The 15,288-nt window shown below is 38.5% G+C and carries 11 protein-coding genes; 1 reads left to right on the top strand and 10 read right to left on the bottom strand.

Annotated elements, in window-relative coordinates; translation table 11 throughout:
- Positions 1–113 precede the first annotated feature (113 nt).
- From mukB to cmoM, 4 genes are read right to left on the bottom strand one after another with little or no spacing between them, the layout of a single operon-like run.
- On the bottom strand, positions 114–4,562 hold the full coding sequence (mukB, locus tag ArsFIN_RS06190) for a chromosome partition protein MukB (RefSeq protein ID WP_026822366.1): 4,449 nt from the start codon (positions 4,560–4,562) through the stop codon (positions 114–116).
- Positions 4,563–4,564: 2 nt separating this feature from the next.
- Positions 4,565–5,272: a chromosome partition protein MukE gene (gene mukE / locus ArsFIN_RS06185; RefSeq protein WP_026822367.1), complete on the bottom strand. Its 708-nt coding sequence runs from the start codon at positions 5,270–5,272 to the stop codon at positions 4,565–4,567.
- Complete coding sequence (gene mukF, locus ArsFIN_RS06180) at positions 5,253–6,575, bottom strand: chromosome partition protein MukF (RefSeq protein ID WP_026822368.1); 1,323 nt, start codon at positions 6,573–6,575, stop codon at positions 5,253–5,255. Before mukF ends, mukE begins: the two co-directional genes overlap by 20 nt.
- Before the next feature lie 11 nt (positions 6,576–6,586).
- Positions 6,587–7,363, bottom strand: coding sequence for a tRNA uridine 5-oxyacetic acid(34) methyltransferase CmoM (cmoM, locus tag ArsFIN_RS06175; protein WP_026822369.1), 777 nt, complete (start codon positions 7,361–7,363; stop codon positions 6,587–6,589).
- Between the two features lie 200 nt (positions 7,364–7,563).
- On the opposite strand from cmoM, the gene elyC reads away from it, so the two are divergent.
- Positions 7,564–8,370 carry an envelope biogenesis factor ElyC gene (elyC, locus tag ArsFIN_RS06170; protein ID WP_026822370.1) on the top strand — a complete coding sequence of 269 codons (807 nt, stop codon included), beginning with the start codon at positions 7,564–7,566 and terminating at the stop codon, positions 8,368–8,370.
- Between the two features lie 32 nt (positions 8,371–8,402).
- Here the strand turns inward: elyC and kdsB are convergent, their stop codons facing one another.
- The 6 genes from kdsB to ArsFIN_RS06140 form a co-directional block, all read right to left on the bottom strand.
- Positions 8,403–9,152, bottom strand: a complete 750-nt coding sequence (gene kdsB / locus ArsFIN_RS06165) for a 3-deoxy-manno-octulosonate cytidylyltransferase (protein WP_026822371.1) — start codon at positions 9,150–9,152, stop codon at positions 8,403–8,405.
- A gap of 1 nt (position 9,153) precedes the next feature.
- Positions 9,154–9,333 (bottom strand): Trm112 family protein, encoded by a 180-nt coding sequence (locus ArsFIN_RS06160; RefSeq protein ID WP_026822372.1) that lies wholly within the window; start codon positions 9,331–9,333, stop codon positions 9,154–9,156.
- A 127-nt stretch (positions 9,334–9,460) separates the two neighbouring features.
- Entirely contained in the window at positions 9,461–9,682 is a 222-nt protein-coding gene (locus tag ArsFIN_RS06155) for a cold-shock protein (RefSeq protein WP_026822373.1), read from the bottom strand.
- A gap of 369 nt (positions 9,683–10,051) precedes the next feature.
- A complete protein-coding gene (gene lpxK, locus ArsFIN_RS06150) occupies positions 10,052–11,044 on the bottom strand; it encodes a tetraacyldisaccharide 4'-kinase (RefSeq protein WP_026822374.1) in 993 nt (330 codons plus the stop codon).
- Positions 11,044–12,789 (bottom strand): lipid A ABC transporter ATP-binding protein/permease MsbA, encoded by a 1,746-nt coding sequence (gene msbA / locus ArsFIN_RS06145; RefSeq protein WP_026822375.1) that lies wholly within the window; start codon positions 12,787–12,789, stop codon positions 11,044–11,046. The genes lpxK and msbA overlap by 1 nt, the downstream gene beginning before the upstream one ends.
- A 55-nt stretch (positions 12,790–12,844) precedes the next feature.
- Positions 12,845–15,172, bottom strand: a complete 2,328-nt coding sequence (locus ArsFIN_RS06140) for a DNA internalization-related competence protein ComEC/Rec2 (protein WP_135677565.1) — start codon at positions 15,170–15,172, stop codon at positions 12,845–12,847.
- Between the last annotated feature and the right edge of the window lie 116 nt (positions 15,173–15,288).

The following is a 15,288-nucleotide window of genomic DNA, read 5'->3' as shown; positions in this document are numbered from 1 at the left end:
CTTTATTTTCAATTGCAATACATAATTTACTTTTAAAACAAACCTTTTATAAAAAAACCGCTATCATGAAATAGCGGTTATTAAAATATAAAAATAATTTTTTTGACTTGAATTTAAGTGACAGCAGATGATATTTTTAACTGCTCGTCCTGTTGGCCAAAACCTTTTAAACCAACAACATGCACATGTTCTTGTTGGCCGAATACCTTCCGTACCAGCTTATAAGTCGTCCCTTTTTCCGGACTGATATTTTCAGGCGCAGCAATAATTAATTGCATTTTTAATCGTTCGCAGAGTTCAAACAGGGTTGCAATCGATTTAGCATCCAATCGGGCCGCTTCATCCAGGAATAAAAACCTACATGGTAAAATATCTTTACCCCTTAATCGTTGTGATTCTTCTTCCCAACTTTGTACCACCATCACCAAAATTGACATGCCTGTACCAATCGCTTCGCCCGTTGATAGTGCTCCGCTTTCTGCTTTGAGCCAACCTTCCGAACCACGATTAACTTCAACATCCAGTTCCAGATAATTACGATAATCGAGTAACTCTTCGCCAATGGTTTGTGGCAGGCGTTGCCCAATATCTAGCTGAGGGTTTAAACGCTGATAAAGTTTTGCCATCGCTTCAGAAAATGTCAGATTTTTATTTTTAAACAGATCCTGGTGATGTTCGTGCTCTTCTGACAATACATCAAGTAATGATTCATGGCTTTGTCTAATATTAACATTAAGTCGAACCCCATTTACCTGGCCAAAAGCAACTGACTGTAGCCCTTGGTTAAGCATGCGAATCCGATTTTGCTCACGATGAATTGTTTTACGGATAATATTTGCCACACTCTTAGCACTGATGGCTAATTTTTGTTCACGAGCGGTCAGTTCTTCGGTTAGACGCGCTAATTCAATTTCCATCTGTTCAATGGCATCAACCGGATCATCAGTGCGAATAATATCTTGTCGAATACGTTCACGTAAGTGTTGATAAACCGCAATAAAAAACGCTATTTTGCGTTCAGGCCGTTTAAGATCTTCAGAGGCACGTAATGCATCCCGTAAATGTTCATTATCCGCGACCGCTTGTCTAAGCGCGCCTAGCGCTTTATCTGACATCGAACGTAAACTATCGCCATCCATATAAGCCAATTCACGCCGATGTAAACGACGCTCAACACCGTTGTCCCTGACCATTTGCATAACAGCACACCAACCGGATTTACCTGATACAACCTGCTCGCGCAGTTGGTAATAATCCCGCTCTAATTTACGTAATTTTTTCTGCCAATTGTCCATTTCAGCTTCACAAAATGCGATCTGTTTTTCTAATTGATTGATGCGCGAGCGATTAGCATTTACTGCTGCATAAAGTTGGTCTCGGCGTTCACGAGCCCGTTTTTCTGCATTACTATCTGCCTGAACGCCAATCGCTTTTATTTCAGCCTCTAATTCTCTTAGCATATCCTGCTTAGTTTCAAAAGAGCTACGCAATGAAGCTAATAGTTGATTAAATTGCGCGGTTTTACTTTGTTGCTGCTTTAGTTGTTCCCGTGTCTGACTACGCTCTTTTTCTGCCTTTTCTAAACGCTGTCGGAGTTTATTATTTAAATCAGTATCTTCTGTCAGCATTTCGGTCGAATCGCTATAACTAAAATGTGCTCGACGTTGTAAAACTTCAATTAAAGCGAACGTTTGCTGTTTCGATTGTTGCTGTAACTGTTTGACTTGTTCATATTCATTACGCAATTGCTCATGTTGTTCAGGATCGCTTTGCAAGACATTAGCTATCGGTTCTAACTTGGCCAACGATTTTGCATGTTTATGCAAAAAATGCCCCGCTTCTTCGGCCTCTGCAAGCGCTGCACGGATCTCTGCAATGCGATCGACTAGCGTTTCATCCATTAGCAAATTAACTTGTGGCAACAAGCGGTTCAAACTGGATAACCGCGCTTTGATCGCAGTATGTTGCTTTTTTTGTTGTTGTGTCTGATCTTCAAATTGTGCTAACTGGCGCTCTAGTTCATTTCTACGTTGGTTTAAAGAACGAATTTCAGCTTCTGGATCAGCGTCAAAAACCACCGCCAGATGTTTGCCAATAAAACCACTAAATGCATGATGAGCACGTTGTAATTTTTGCATATCAAAAGAGAGAGTTGCATAGCGTTCAGCTAAGCTATCTCTCTGCTGGTTCAACATTTCCAGTTGATTTTCACGTGCCGCCCGACCAAATAAGGGGACTGCAGGATAACGAGAAAAACGCCATTGACGCTCTGAAGATCGAATTAATACAGCCTGATCAAATTCTTCCGCATGAAACACACTATCATCAAAAGATTGCGGATCGCCTTCAATAAAATAGACATCATCCGGGCATTCGACTATCAATTCATTCAATTGTGGCTGAATTTTTGCTAGTTCAGGAACCACAATACCATGTCTGGCTGGACCATAGAGCGCTGAAAAATAGGGCGCATCATCGATAGTAATATCATCATAAATTTCTGATAACAAAACACCACCAAGACGTTCAGCCAAGCCAAGTAAGCGATTATCATCAGCACCACTGGGTTGACTAAGATGGGCTATCTGTTGCTCTAATTCACGCTTTTGACTGGCGACTTCATCGCGTTCAACGGTTATTTCCCGTTCTTGTTCTAATAATTGCTGTAGATGCTCGGTAATTTCATGACTATGGCTAAAACTATCATTAGCCTGTGCGGTTAATTGATTAAGCGCATCTTGGGCTGCTAGCCAAATAGGTGCTTTTTGGGTTAACGTCTGAATTTGCTGTTTGATCTGCTCAAGTTCTTGCCGCATTAACATGCGATGCTCATTACTTTCATTAACAGAAATACTTAGTTCTTCTTGCTGTGCTTCTAATTGTTCAAGTAATGTCGTCAGTTCATCGGGTTGATATTGTTGCTCAGAATATTGGCAAAATTCAGCTAAAATACGTTCAGCATCCTGCCGACTATTCAGTTTTTGCTCCAGTTCGGCTAATTGCATTTGTAGCGGCTCAATGCGCTGAGCAAGATGTTGCTGGGAAGCCCAGTCGCGCAATAGTTCACGAGCTTTTTGATACGCCTTATCTCGTTTTACCTCGCCAACAATATTTTTAACTAAGTTATAGGCCTGGTCAAATTGGTTAGTGGCCGCATCAATCACACTGATTTTCTGAGTCAGTGCTAGCAATTTTTCCGTATGCTGTTGCTCTTTTTGCTCAAAACTTGTTAAAAATTGCTCAACATTATTTGGCGTTAGTTTAGCCAATTGGCAAATTTTCTTTGCTCGTTCCAGCGCTTGCTGGGCTTTTTGATATTGGATGGCACGCGTCTGCTGAACATCTAATGCTTGCTGGTAATCAGCCAGTTGACTTTTTATCTCATCAACTTCTAATTCTGCCGCTTCAACGTTGGCTTCAAGCTCAGTTTGCTGCTCGACCGCTTGCTCAACAACTTCAGTTTGTTCTTCCAGACGATAAGTTATCTCTTCAATATCGGCCTGATAACGATCAATTTTTTCCTGCTGGCGTACTGCTGCTTGTACAAGCCCCAAATGATCGCTGGCTGCTTGAAAATCCACCTCTAAATTTAACGAAGAACCATTTTGTTCATCCAGCTCTCGTACCATTTCAACATGACGAGTTTGGGCAGCAATCAGTTGTTTACGGCCATCAAATAATTCAGCCCGAACAGCAAGAGCACTATCGAGATGCACTCGCCGTTCATTAGCATGACGCATATAATCAGCAGAAACGTAATCTGTTGCTTCATTAATTAACCGTCTAAATAAATCACTATCAGACTGAGTGACCCGGATTGCTTCAAGGGTTAATCTATTTTCCCGCAAAGCTGCTTCCATATCCTGAAAGGCTTTTCGCACCCCGCTATTCTCAGGCAAAAGATAATCACGTAAGGAACGCGTAATGGCGCTTGAAATTCCACCGTATAAAGAAGCTTCAATTAAGCGATAAAATTTGCTCCTGTCACTCGATGATCTTAATCGTTTAGGAATAATACCCAGATCAAATAACTGAGCATGATAATCAGTGATTGAATTAAATTGTTTAAACTGCACACCTTCAATTGCATCCACTTGATCTTTTAAATCGTTTAAACCAATCACACGCGCTTGACGCTCTTCAACTTGCTCAGTCAAGATATGCGTTGGTAACATTGCAGTAGGTAATCCTTGGATTATGAAAGGTTTTATATCAACTTTTTTATCACGACCGGCAATTTGTTGTAAGCGAACACCGACTAAAATACGTTGATGGCGAGAATTCATTACGTCCAAAATTGAATAACAAACCCCTGGGCGTAATTTTCCATGCAACCCTTTATCCCGCGATGCTGAAGTCGCACCCGCTTCGGTGGTATTACGAAAATGCAATAAGGTTAAATCAGGGATCATGGCGGTAATAAATGCCGCCATAGTGGTCGATTTACCGGCACCATTACCACCAGATAGCGTCGTTACTAACTCATCCAAATCAAACGTTCTGGCAAAAAAGCCGTTCCAATTGATGAGCGTGAGTGAGCGAAACTTGCCTCGTTCTAACATAGCTATTCATCCTCCGCTTCATCTTCTTCACTATCATTACTTTCGTTATCTTTTAACGCTAAGTTATCTTTCAACGACATCGCTTCGCCATCACGGATCATGCGTAATTGGGCTTGTTGTGGATCATCGCCACTACGCACATCAGCACCAAAACGAAAAACAGATTCGGTGATCATAAAACGCTGACTGTCATTTTGTAAAAAATGAACCATTCCTAATCGGCGTAGACGATTAAGCGAAGTGCGCAGCTTTTCTTGTAATTTTTGTTTATCCAAATCGGTACCTGTCGAGCGCTGATTAACAAACTTAAGTAGTTTGCTTTCATCCGCTAGGGATAATAGCTCTTCAAACAGTTCCTGCGCAGTAAATATGCCCTGATTAGAGAGTCTTTCCGGACTTAAATAAAGATAACAAAGAATTTTACCAACCATCATATCTAATTCAGATAAAACTGAGCGAGGAATCAATGTGGTCGAACGTGGCCGTAAATAGAAAAAACCTTCTGGCGCGCGGATCAACTCAACATTATAGCGAGCATAAAAAGCGGTTAATTCCTGCTCAAAATCCATCAAAAAGGCGTGATTATCCAAATCATCAATGCCAATATGACGCCCGGCTCGAAGCTGGCTATCCAATTCAGGGAAAAGAGAGCTGACTAAAGCTTGTGCCAATTTTACTGGCATAAATTGTTCAATATTTGTCGATGACATGTGCCTGTACCTTGGCTCCGTAATCATTAATCGCTAACCATTCAGGATGGATGCCTGAGAAATCCGCTTCTGCTATACCTAATTTAACTGCCTGATCAACAATAATACGCGCCACATCAAAATGCCGTTTCTGTGGATATTTAGTCAAGTAATCACGCAAAATTAAACCAATATCAAGTGGATGTTGATCCTTCTTATAACCCGCTAATGCCTGCTCCATCATTTCAATCAGTTGTTCATTAATCTCATTAAATTCTTCATATTCCAGTTCAGTTGGCAACTCACCCGTCACTTCTTCATTACTCAATACCAGATCTTCATCACGCACATCAAATAATCGTTCAGCATTGGCTACCGTTAATGCCCAAGGATCGGCAAAATAATTTTGCACGGATAGACGTAAGCGCTGCGAGAATATTCTGTTTTTATCCATATCAATGGCAGTACGTATAAATTTGTGCACATGACGATCATAACCAATCCAGAGATCAATTGATTGCTGACCCCAGCTAATAATTCGATCAAGCTTACTTTGTAGATCAAATACTAGCTTATCAACCAATTCTGAACCACCTCCATTCATATTTGCCTCTTGGATGCGTAACAAATTGGTCTGTAATTTATCACCCGCTGCTTCCAGCGTGTCTTGTAATTCACGTAATGTGCCTGAAGTCTCCGTTAATAGTTGTTCACAATTGGCAATTGCTGCCTGCCAATCCTGACTAAGTAGTGCAGAGATATCTTCCTTAACACTATTTTGCTGTTCATCCATCACACGCTGCGACATATCAATACTGTCAAAAATTTCTGCCACTGAATATTTTAATGGCGCAAAGACATGGCGATGCCAATGAAATTCATCTCCACCTTCTTCTGCCGCATCTGCCGCTCGACTTAATTCACCAGCTACAATCGAAAGTTGCATCGATAAACGTAGGGAAGAAAATTCCCGCTGGCGAATATAATAATCACTGATGCCTATACCGAGTGGCGTTAAACGATAAATGGCATTACCTTCAATGATTTCACTAGAAAAACGATTAAATAATTTCTGTCGTACCATATCGTTAATTGCATTATTCGCTCTGGCAGTAACGGTTTCAGCAGTCTGCTCGAATCCTTTACTGACTTCACGAAAAGCATCAATTAATTCACCTTCACTCATTTCACCATCAAGCCGCTCGCTATTAAGGACAGCAACAGCTAATAAAAAGGCCAGACGCTCAGCAGGTAATGATATAGAAAAATCATTTTTCCGCGCCCAGGATACCAATTCCGGCACAGTCTGGGAAAATTCACTCATAATTCATCCTTTCACATAGACTTGCATGCCATAACATGAATATAGCGCCCCAGATTAATATAGGGTTGTTGTCGACAGTAGCGCTGCTCTAAAGCAAGCAACGCCGGAAAATCTTTATTTTGTAACTGACGGTTTTGTAGATAATCATGAAAAACCCGTACACCTGTTTTACCAACTATTTTAAAGTCAAATTCTTCTAACCATTGATATACTGTTTCTGGTAATAACGGATTTAGGGGGGTAAGTGAACGTTTGCGGCGACGCTGAATATTAGGTGTCGCTAAATGGAAGTTACCCAATACAGCATTTCTCATCACCAACCCATTCGCATTATAAAACATGATAGAAAATGCGCCACCTGGGTTAATTATATCCGCTAGCGTTTTTATTGCCGATTTTTGTTCATTGATCCATTCAATCACTGCATGAAACAGTACTAAATCAACGGCGCCCGTTGCTGTTAAAGATTGAGCAATATCCTGAAAGGAAGCGTGAACAAATCGCATGTTATGGCTTACTTTTTTTTCTTCAGCCAACAATCTGGCGCGTTCAACCATCGTTGAAGATATATCACAAACGATAACTTGATGTCCCATCGCAGCCAACTTGCAAGCAAAAAGACCTTCTCCTCCACCGGCGTCCAATATCTTTAATGGTTTACTGGGTAATAAATCAAGCAGAGAGTTTAAATCCTGCCAAATAACTGCTTCGCGTATTTTTCCTTTAGTTGTGCCATAAATATTTTGTGTAAACTTATCTGCAATGTCATCAAAATTGCGATCTACCATGAAAAAATACCTCGATAACAACTATTATAAAACTTAATCGCCATTGATGATAAAAAATACCTATTTAACCAACACTAAGATAATAAAAAATAATAGCAATCTTTGTTGAAAATAATTTTTATATTAACAATTCATTAAACTAGTATCTATATGATCGAATATACCACACACTTGATAAATTCATTAACTAGGGTTGAAATATGTTGTTTACATTAAAAAAATATCTTGGGGCGCTTTTAATGCCATTACCGCTCATCATTTTAGTAAGTTTTATCGGATTAATACTATTATGGTTCACTCACTGGCAAAAAAGCGGCAAATGTTTAATCTCTTTTAGCTGGTTGGCGCTGTTATTACTAGGCATACAGCCTATTGCCGACAAATTACTACTGTCAACGGAAGCTCCCTTTAATAAGCGTTATGAACTATTACACCCTAAACAAACAATCCAATATATCGTAGTACTTGGAGGCGGATTTACTTACAACCCTGATTGGCCACCAAGTGCTAACCTTATTAATAATAGCCTAGCAAGAGTGACGGAAGGAATTCGCCTCTATCTTCAACATTCCGGTGCTAAATTAATTTTTACAGGCGGTCGCGGTAATAATATGATCAGTAATGCTGAAGTGGCAGCAAAAGTCGCATTATCATTAGGTGTACCTGAAACAGATTTAATTACCTTAACTGAACCTAGAGATACAGAAGAAGAAGCCTTGGAAGTGGAAAAAATCGTTGGCAAACAACCTTTTCTATTGGTAACTTCAGCTAATCATATGGCACGTGCTGAACATTTCTTTCTTGCTAGAAATATGCACCCCATCACTGCACCAGCCAATCAACTTGCCATTACTTCACCATTACAGCCCTGGGAAAGAATTTTTCCTTCTGCTTACTATTTTTCCCATTCAGAACGTGCTTGGTATGAATTTATTGGTTCAGTATGGCAAGCAATAAAAATTAACAATACTCAACCTCTAATGCATAGTTCTAATGTAGCGAAATAAACCGTTACATAATAGCTAACAGCCGTATAATTTTAAGCAGGGAAAAACATTTTCCGAACAGCATCAAGATCCTGCTGGTTATCTACTCCATGCCCTGGTGTTTTAACGGCTAGCGCAACATGAATTTTCTCGCCATACCAGAGTACACGCAACTGCTCAAGCATTTCTATCGTCTCTAACGGGCTTATTGGCCATTGAATATAACGCCGAATAAAACCCGCTCGATATGCATAAATACCAATATGACGTAAAAAGTGCTGCCCAATTTCCATTTTGCTAACTGCAAAGCGATCTCGTTCCCAGGGTATTGCCGCTCTGGAAAAATATAAAGCATTACTCTGTTTATCTGTTACGACTTTTACAATAGCCGGATCAAATACTTCCTCTGGACTGTTAATAGGAGAGGCTAAGGTTGCCATACCGACGTTATTTAGCATTAGATTGTTAGCTAACTGATTAATTATTTCTGGTGGAATTAAAGGTTCATCACCTTGAACATTGATAATAATTTCTTCATCAGAAAATTTATATTTTTCAATAACTTCCGCCAATCTTTCAGTGCCTGATTGATGGGCTGGGTCGGTCATACAGACTTCACCATTGGCTGCTTTCACCACATCAAATACAGCCTGATGATCAGTCGCCACAATAACACGCGTCGCATCTGACATTAGCGCTCTTTCCATTACCCTAATAATCATAGGTTTTCCATGAATATCAGCTAACGGCTTGCCCGGTAAGCGATTAGAAGCAAAACGCGCCGGAATAATAACTGTAAACATGTTACTTTTCTTCATCTAAAGGCAACTCACGAGCTTCTTCTCTTAATAAAACAGGTATGTTATTGCGTACAGGATAAGCAAGATGATCAAATTTACAGATAAGCTCTAGATTTTGTTTATCATAGATTAGTTTGCCATGACAAATAGGACAAGCAATAATATCAAGTAGGCGGTGATCCATACATTCCCCATCAAAAACATCATTTTAGATGAAACTAGGATAGCACAAGCATGCATCACCGTTAACTTTAATCTCTGCCCTGATAAGTATTTGTCAATTTTTTGACAAATTGGCAGCGGATGATGGTTTAAAATTCATAAGCGATAACATCAGCAGCAGCAATACCATAAGCGTTACGCGTAATTGAAAATTCAACACACTGGCCTTCTTTAAGCCACTTATTTTTGGTGTTCGCAATAGCTCGACGATTAACATAGATATCTTGACCGCCATTGACAGGAGAGATAAATCCATAGCCCTCTTTTACATCAAACCATTTTACGCGACCCATTTGTAATTGAAATGTCATAATAAAACTCCTTTTGTTCACTAGGAGACAAAATTTTATTTTCCCCTAATGCTCCCTACTCTTTTATTAAGCTTTCGATAGAAACCCCATTTTTCTTTTACCAAATACCCTTAATGTCAGAGTAGTATTATTATACTAATAAAACACTAACGCATTAGTGTCTCTTGTTATCTAGAATTCATTTAAATGGCAAACAACATTACAATAAACCAAATTATTCATTACTAAAATTTATCAATCAAACTTGATACCGAATAAAATTAAAGGATTTTGTCTTAATGAAATAATAGCTGGCGTGGTATTAATGAAATGATGTCACTATATTCCTAACTAGATTTGACTTATAAATAACATGATAATGTTATCATTTCAAGCATTTTTACTTAGCTTCGCTAATTCACTGATGGCTGAAAGAATTTTTCCTGCGCCAGGTTGTGAAAGCTTAGCATTTACCGGTAGATACCACCAATTTAATTGAGCAAAATGAAAACATTTCACTGCGTCCTTTTCTGTCATTAATAATGTTTGATGATCAGTCACTAAGGATGAAAGTGTAGAAAATTCATAGTGCTGGTGATCAGAAAAAGCATGTGTGGCAATTAATGGCACCCCTTTTTGCTCAAGGCTTGAAAAAAAACGTGCTGGATGGCCAATACCTGCAATTGCAACAACTTGCCCCAATTCACAGACTGATCTTTTTTCACCGGTCAACATATTGATAGCAATATCGCCTGTTAACTGCATAGCAATCTCTCCCTGCTTAGCGATGCCACCATTAATAATAACAGCATTAACAGTATTCAAACGATATTGACACTCACGTAACGGGCCCGCCGGCAGCAAGTAACCATTACCGAAACGACGAATACCATCGATAACAACAATCTCAAAATCCCTTCGCAGTGCATAATGTTGAAGACCATCATCAGTAATAATAACATCCAGGTTGTGTTCCCTGAGTAGCATTTTAACTGCTGCTACTCGTTTAGGGGCAACGGCCACTGGCACACCAGTTCGCCGATAAATTAAAGCGGGTTCATCGCCACTTTCCTTTATTGATATACTTTTATTAACTAATAACGGATAAGAAGTTGCTTTACCCCCATATCCACGTGATACAACGCCAACACGATAGCCTCGTGATAAAAGTTGCTCAACTAACCAAATGACAACTGGTGTTTTACCATTACCGCCAACCGTCAAATTACCCACAACAATAATAGGTATTAGCGCTTTCCAACGAGGCAAAATTGCCAAATGATAGCAAAGGCGTCTTAAACCAATAATCATGCTATATAATATCGACAGCGGCACTAGCAAAAGAGATAGCCACGAACGACCTGACCATATTTTTTCAATCATTATTTAAATTGCATATTATAAAGTTGAGCATATGCCCCATCACACTTAAGTAAAGTTTGATGGTTGCCTCGTTCAATAATTTGGCCTTCCTGAATAACCAAAATTTCATCGGCGTTTTCTATTGTCGAAAGACGATGGGCAATAATAATAGAAGTCCGATTTTTCTGTAATTCGTCCAGTGCTGCTTGAATGGCTCTCTCTGACTCAGTATCAAGTGCAGATGTAGCTTCATCAAGAATTAATATAGATGAGTTATGTAATAAAGCACGCGCAATGGCGATGCGCTGACGCTGCCCACCAGAAAGCATTACACCATTTTCACCTATAACCGTATCTAGCCCATTATCCAGTTTTTCAATAAAGTCCATCGCATAAGCAGCTTTGGCCGCTTTTTCGATCGCTTTGCGACTGAAACGACCATCGGTTGCATAGGCAATATTATTTGCAATGGTATCGTTAAAAAGATAGACATGCTGCGATACCAGTGCGACTTGGTTACGTAAAGAAGTTAAGGTGTATTCACGTAAATCACGATCATCAAGCAGTATTTGACCTTCGTTAACCTCATAAAAACGGGTAATTAGATTCGCAATAGTCGATTTTCCTGAACCGGATCGTCCGACTAAAGCAATAGATTTTCCAGCCGGAATTTTAAAACAGATATCCTGTAATGCAGGATGATCTTTGGTTGGATACTTAAAAGTAACATGTTTAAATTCTATTTTACCTTTAGCTTTTTTTAAGGTTAATTTACCCTCGTCTTTTTCCTGCTCCATATCTAAAATGCTAAACAATGTCTGGCAGGCAGCCATACCTCGTTGAAATTGTGCATTAACATTTGTTAAGGACTTTAATGGGCGCATTAATGCAAACATAGATGAAAAAACAACACCAATAGTTCCTGCAGTCAATGTTTGCATAACTTCAGGAAAACTCGCAATATAAAGCGTGAATGCTAGCGCTAGAGAGGCAATCAGTTGGATAATAGGATCAGAGATTGAAGATGCAGTTACCATTTTCATCGTTTGCCGACGCATATGATTACTCACTTTGCTAAAACGCTCAGTTTCAACTTTTTGTCCACCAAAAATCAAAACTTCCTTATGGCCTTTTAACATCTGTTCAGCGCTGGCTGTTACTTGCCCCATGCCAGTTTGCATACTTTTACTAATATTCCTAAAATGTTTGGAAACCGAGCGGATGGTTAATGCGACAATAGGAGCAATGACAATTAATATTAGTGAAAGTTGCCAACTATAATAAAACATCAGTCCAAATAGACCGATAATGTAGGCAGTTTCTCGAACAATAGTGATCAAAGCGCTCGAAGAAGATGAAGCAACTTGTTCAGAATCATAAGTGATACGAGAAAGTAAGGTTCCTGTCGACTGTTGATCAAAAAAAGCAACCGGCATCCCCATCATATGACCAAATAAACGCCTACGCATATTCATGACAACTTTACCAGAAACCCACGCAATACAATAATTGGAGATAAAACTCGATATCCCTCTTATCAGCATTAACCCCAATATAGCAATGGGTAACCATTTTAGTGTGGTGTTATCAGCTTTACCGAAACCTTCATCAAGCAAAGGTTTTAATAAGGAGATCATGAATGCATCGCCTGCAGCGTTAATGATTAACGCAACAGCAGCTACACTTAATCCCAGTTTAAATGGCAAAATCATTGGCCATAGTCGGCGAAATGTTTGCCATGTGGAAAGATCTTTATCATTCATTATCATTGTCTTATTAAATACCTATAAAAATAAGCCCTTTATTCTACTCGGTAAATGCCTAAATACCAAACTGCTGATGATACCAACGAGGATAAAGCTCCTGTCGATATCGCATTATTTCAATTTTATCAGAATAGAACTGCGCTATAATTTGCCCTGATTCTGCCGTACTTAGCCAATTTGCCCCCATATTCTTATATCGTTGGCGTACTTTATTAGAAGGTAAACGCCAACGGCTATAACGAGCAACAGAAGTCAGTGCATATTGCGGTTTAATTGCTTGAATAAATGCCATCGTTGACGAAGTATTACTACCATGATGAGGAACTTGTAATAAATTAGCCGGTAAATTTGCCATTGCTAAACGAACGAGTTCCTTCTCCGCTGCTTTCTCAATGTCGCCAGATAAAATAACCGAATGGTAACCATCACTAATTTTTACTACACATGATTCATTATTATGTGATTCTTTTTGATCGGCTATGGGCCATAATACTTCAAAATGTAATTTCTGCCATTGCCAATAAATACCTCGGTGGCAAGGAAAATGATTTTCTTTATCAAAATGACTTCGGATCATTAATCCAGGATAGGTTAAGAATAAACTCGCTATCCCACCAGTGTGATCGATATGATTATGACTAAGTATAACGCCTTCTGGTGTTAAACGATGATATCGTAAATAAGGCAAAATAGTACTATTAGCGATGCTGTTTTTCTTCCATGACATACCCGTGTCATAAATTAACACTTTTCCCTGTTGCTCAATGATAATCGCTAATCCATGTCCCACATCTAACATAATCAATCGCCAAAGCGCTAAATCGTTTTGTTTTAGTGTTGTTATTGACCAATAGATTAATAATGTTATCAGCAACTTATACTGAAAAAACCAACCAAACTGCCAACATAAGATAATAAGCCAACTTACCCCGGTGATGAGAATTGGCAGATGGCCACTATCAAGCCAATAACGCTCAATATTCGGTAGGGGCCATAATACTAAACTAATGCTTTTATCAATAATATCAAATAATAAATTTTGTACTGAATGCCAAAAAATACAAATATATGAAACCATAATTAACGGTATGGTTATAAATGAAATAATTGGCACCGCCCATAAATTAGCCCAAAAACTAGCAATATTAATGCCTTGAAACAAAATCAATTGAATAGGAATTAACAAAATCAGCATGCCAAGTTGTAAATGAACCAATTTAGCTAGCCAATTAAGCCAATTAAGCCAATTAAGCCAATTAAGCCAATTGTATTGAAACTGGACACTCAATTTAACAAACGAAAACCAGAATATTAATGCCGTAACCGCAAAACTCGAGAGCCAAAAACTATCAGCAAGTATTGCTAAAGGCTCAACGACTAAAATTAAAGTGATACTCCATAATGCCCATTGCCAGGGAAAACAAACAAAATTTTGTTGACGAATATAAAGCCATAAAGACAAGGCAAAAATAGCCCGCATCGCAGGTATTGCCCAACCAGATAACCAAGCATAACCTATAGCAAAGCACCATCCTATTAACATTGGAATACGAGGCTTTATAAAATAAGTAGGTAATAAAAATTGTATTAAACGAGATAGCCAAAAACCAAAAAAGTAAGCCATACCAATATGTAAACCAGAAATAGCCATCAAATGAGCGATACCTGTTCGTTGCAATTGTTGCCTTAGTTCCGAGTCTAATAATCCACGTTCACCAAACATTAAAGCATAAATCACCGCTTGATGATGATATTTACTGATAACATTAGTCGACATTGATATTATCTGTTGCCTTAAAGAACAATGTTTATTCAATATAGTAAAGCTTTGAACTTTAAACGTACCTAGTAAACGTTGATTTATTGCATATCGTTGTAAATCAAATCCGCCTTGATTTAATAAACTATGAACGGATTTTAATTGCCCAGAAAAAATGAGTTTTTGCCCGGCACAAAAAAAATGATTTCTTGTCAGAGTATCAGGTTTAAACTGAAGATAAGCGTACAACATAGGAAATGATTCTTTACTATTATTGATTAACAATCTTACTTTTATGCGAATATTATTGTGCCTATTCACTAGACTATCTTCAATAATGGCTACATAACGTTGTTGTTGCTGACTAAATAATTTCATTTTTTCTAATAAATAATATCCCTGCCAGCATCCCCACAAAAAGCTTATACCCAAAATAGCTACAAATTTAGTCAAATAAAGTGGAATAAACCAAAATAAACAGAATATAATAAAAAATCCCAATTGGAGTGATTTATTGGGTAATTGTGCCAAAAAGAGTAAAGGTAATAATCCCAATATTACCGCCACTGCTGCTGAATTAATATTTATCTGAACCCTATTTATATTAGCTAGCATTTTTTTCATGTATCGCTTCCTGACAAAACCGATATCATGAAATTAATGATATTATTAATATAATTCAAAAAGATAAACAATATTGTCCATAGAAAACCGAAAAAACATTTATTTCTTTTTTATTA

Source organism: Arsenophonus nasoniae, from assembly GCF_004768525.1.
In the GTDB taxonomy this organism is placed as follows: Bacteria; Pseudomonadota; Gammaproteobacteria; order Enterobacterales; family Enterobacteriaceae; genus Arsenophonus; species Arsenophonus nasoniae.
Note: the sequence above shows the minus strand (reverse complement) of the source record. Positions and strands in the feature narration are given on the sequence as shown.

What these genes read in the sequence shown, in the direction of transcription:
- lpxK (WP_026822374.1), bottom strand. Translation starts at nt 11,044, where the DNA reads ATGATTGAAAAAATATGGTCAGGTCGTTCGTGGCTATCTCTTTTGCTA.
- ArsFIN_RS06140 (WP_135677565.1), bottom strand. Translation starts at nt 15,172, where the DNA reads ATGAAAAAAATGCTAGCTAATATAAATAGGGTTCAGATAAATATTAAT.
- ArsFIN_RS06160 (WP_026822372.1), bottom strand. Translation starts at nt 9,333, where the DNA reads ATGGATCACCGCCTACTTGATATTATTGCTTGTCCTATTTGTCATGGC.
- mukF (WP_026822368.1), bottom strand. Translation starts at nt 6,575, where the DNA reads ATGAGTGAATTTTCCCAGACTGTGCCGGAATTGGTATCCTGGGCGCGG.
- cmoM (WP_026822369.1), bottom strand. Translation starts at nt 7,363, where the DNA reads ATGGTAGATCGCAATTTTGATGACATTGCAGATAAGTTTACACAAAAT.
- mukE (WP_026822367.1), bottom strand. Translation starts at nt 5,272, where the DNA reads ATGTCATCGACAAATATTGAACAATTTATGCCAGTAAAATTGGCACAA.
- ArsFIN_RS06155 (WP_026822373.1), bottom strand. Translation starts at nt 9,682, where the DNA reads ATGACATTTCAATTACAAATGGGTCGCGTAAAATGGTTTGATGTAAAA.
- elyC (WP_026822370.1), top strand. Translation starts at nt 7,564, where the DNA reads ATGTTGTTTACATTAAAAAAATATCTTGGGGCGCTTTTAATGCCATTA.
- mukB (WP_026822366.1), bottom strand. Translation starts at nt 4,562, where the DNA reads ATGTTAGAACGAGGCAAGTTTCGCTCACTCACGCTCATCAATTGGAAC.
- kdsB (WP_026822371.1), bottom strand. Translation starts at nt 9,152, where the DNA reads ATGTTTACAGTTATTATTCCGGCGCGTTTTGCTTCTAATCGCTTACCG.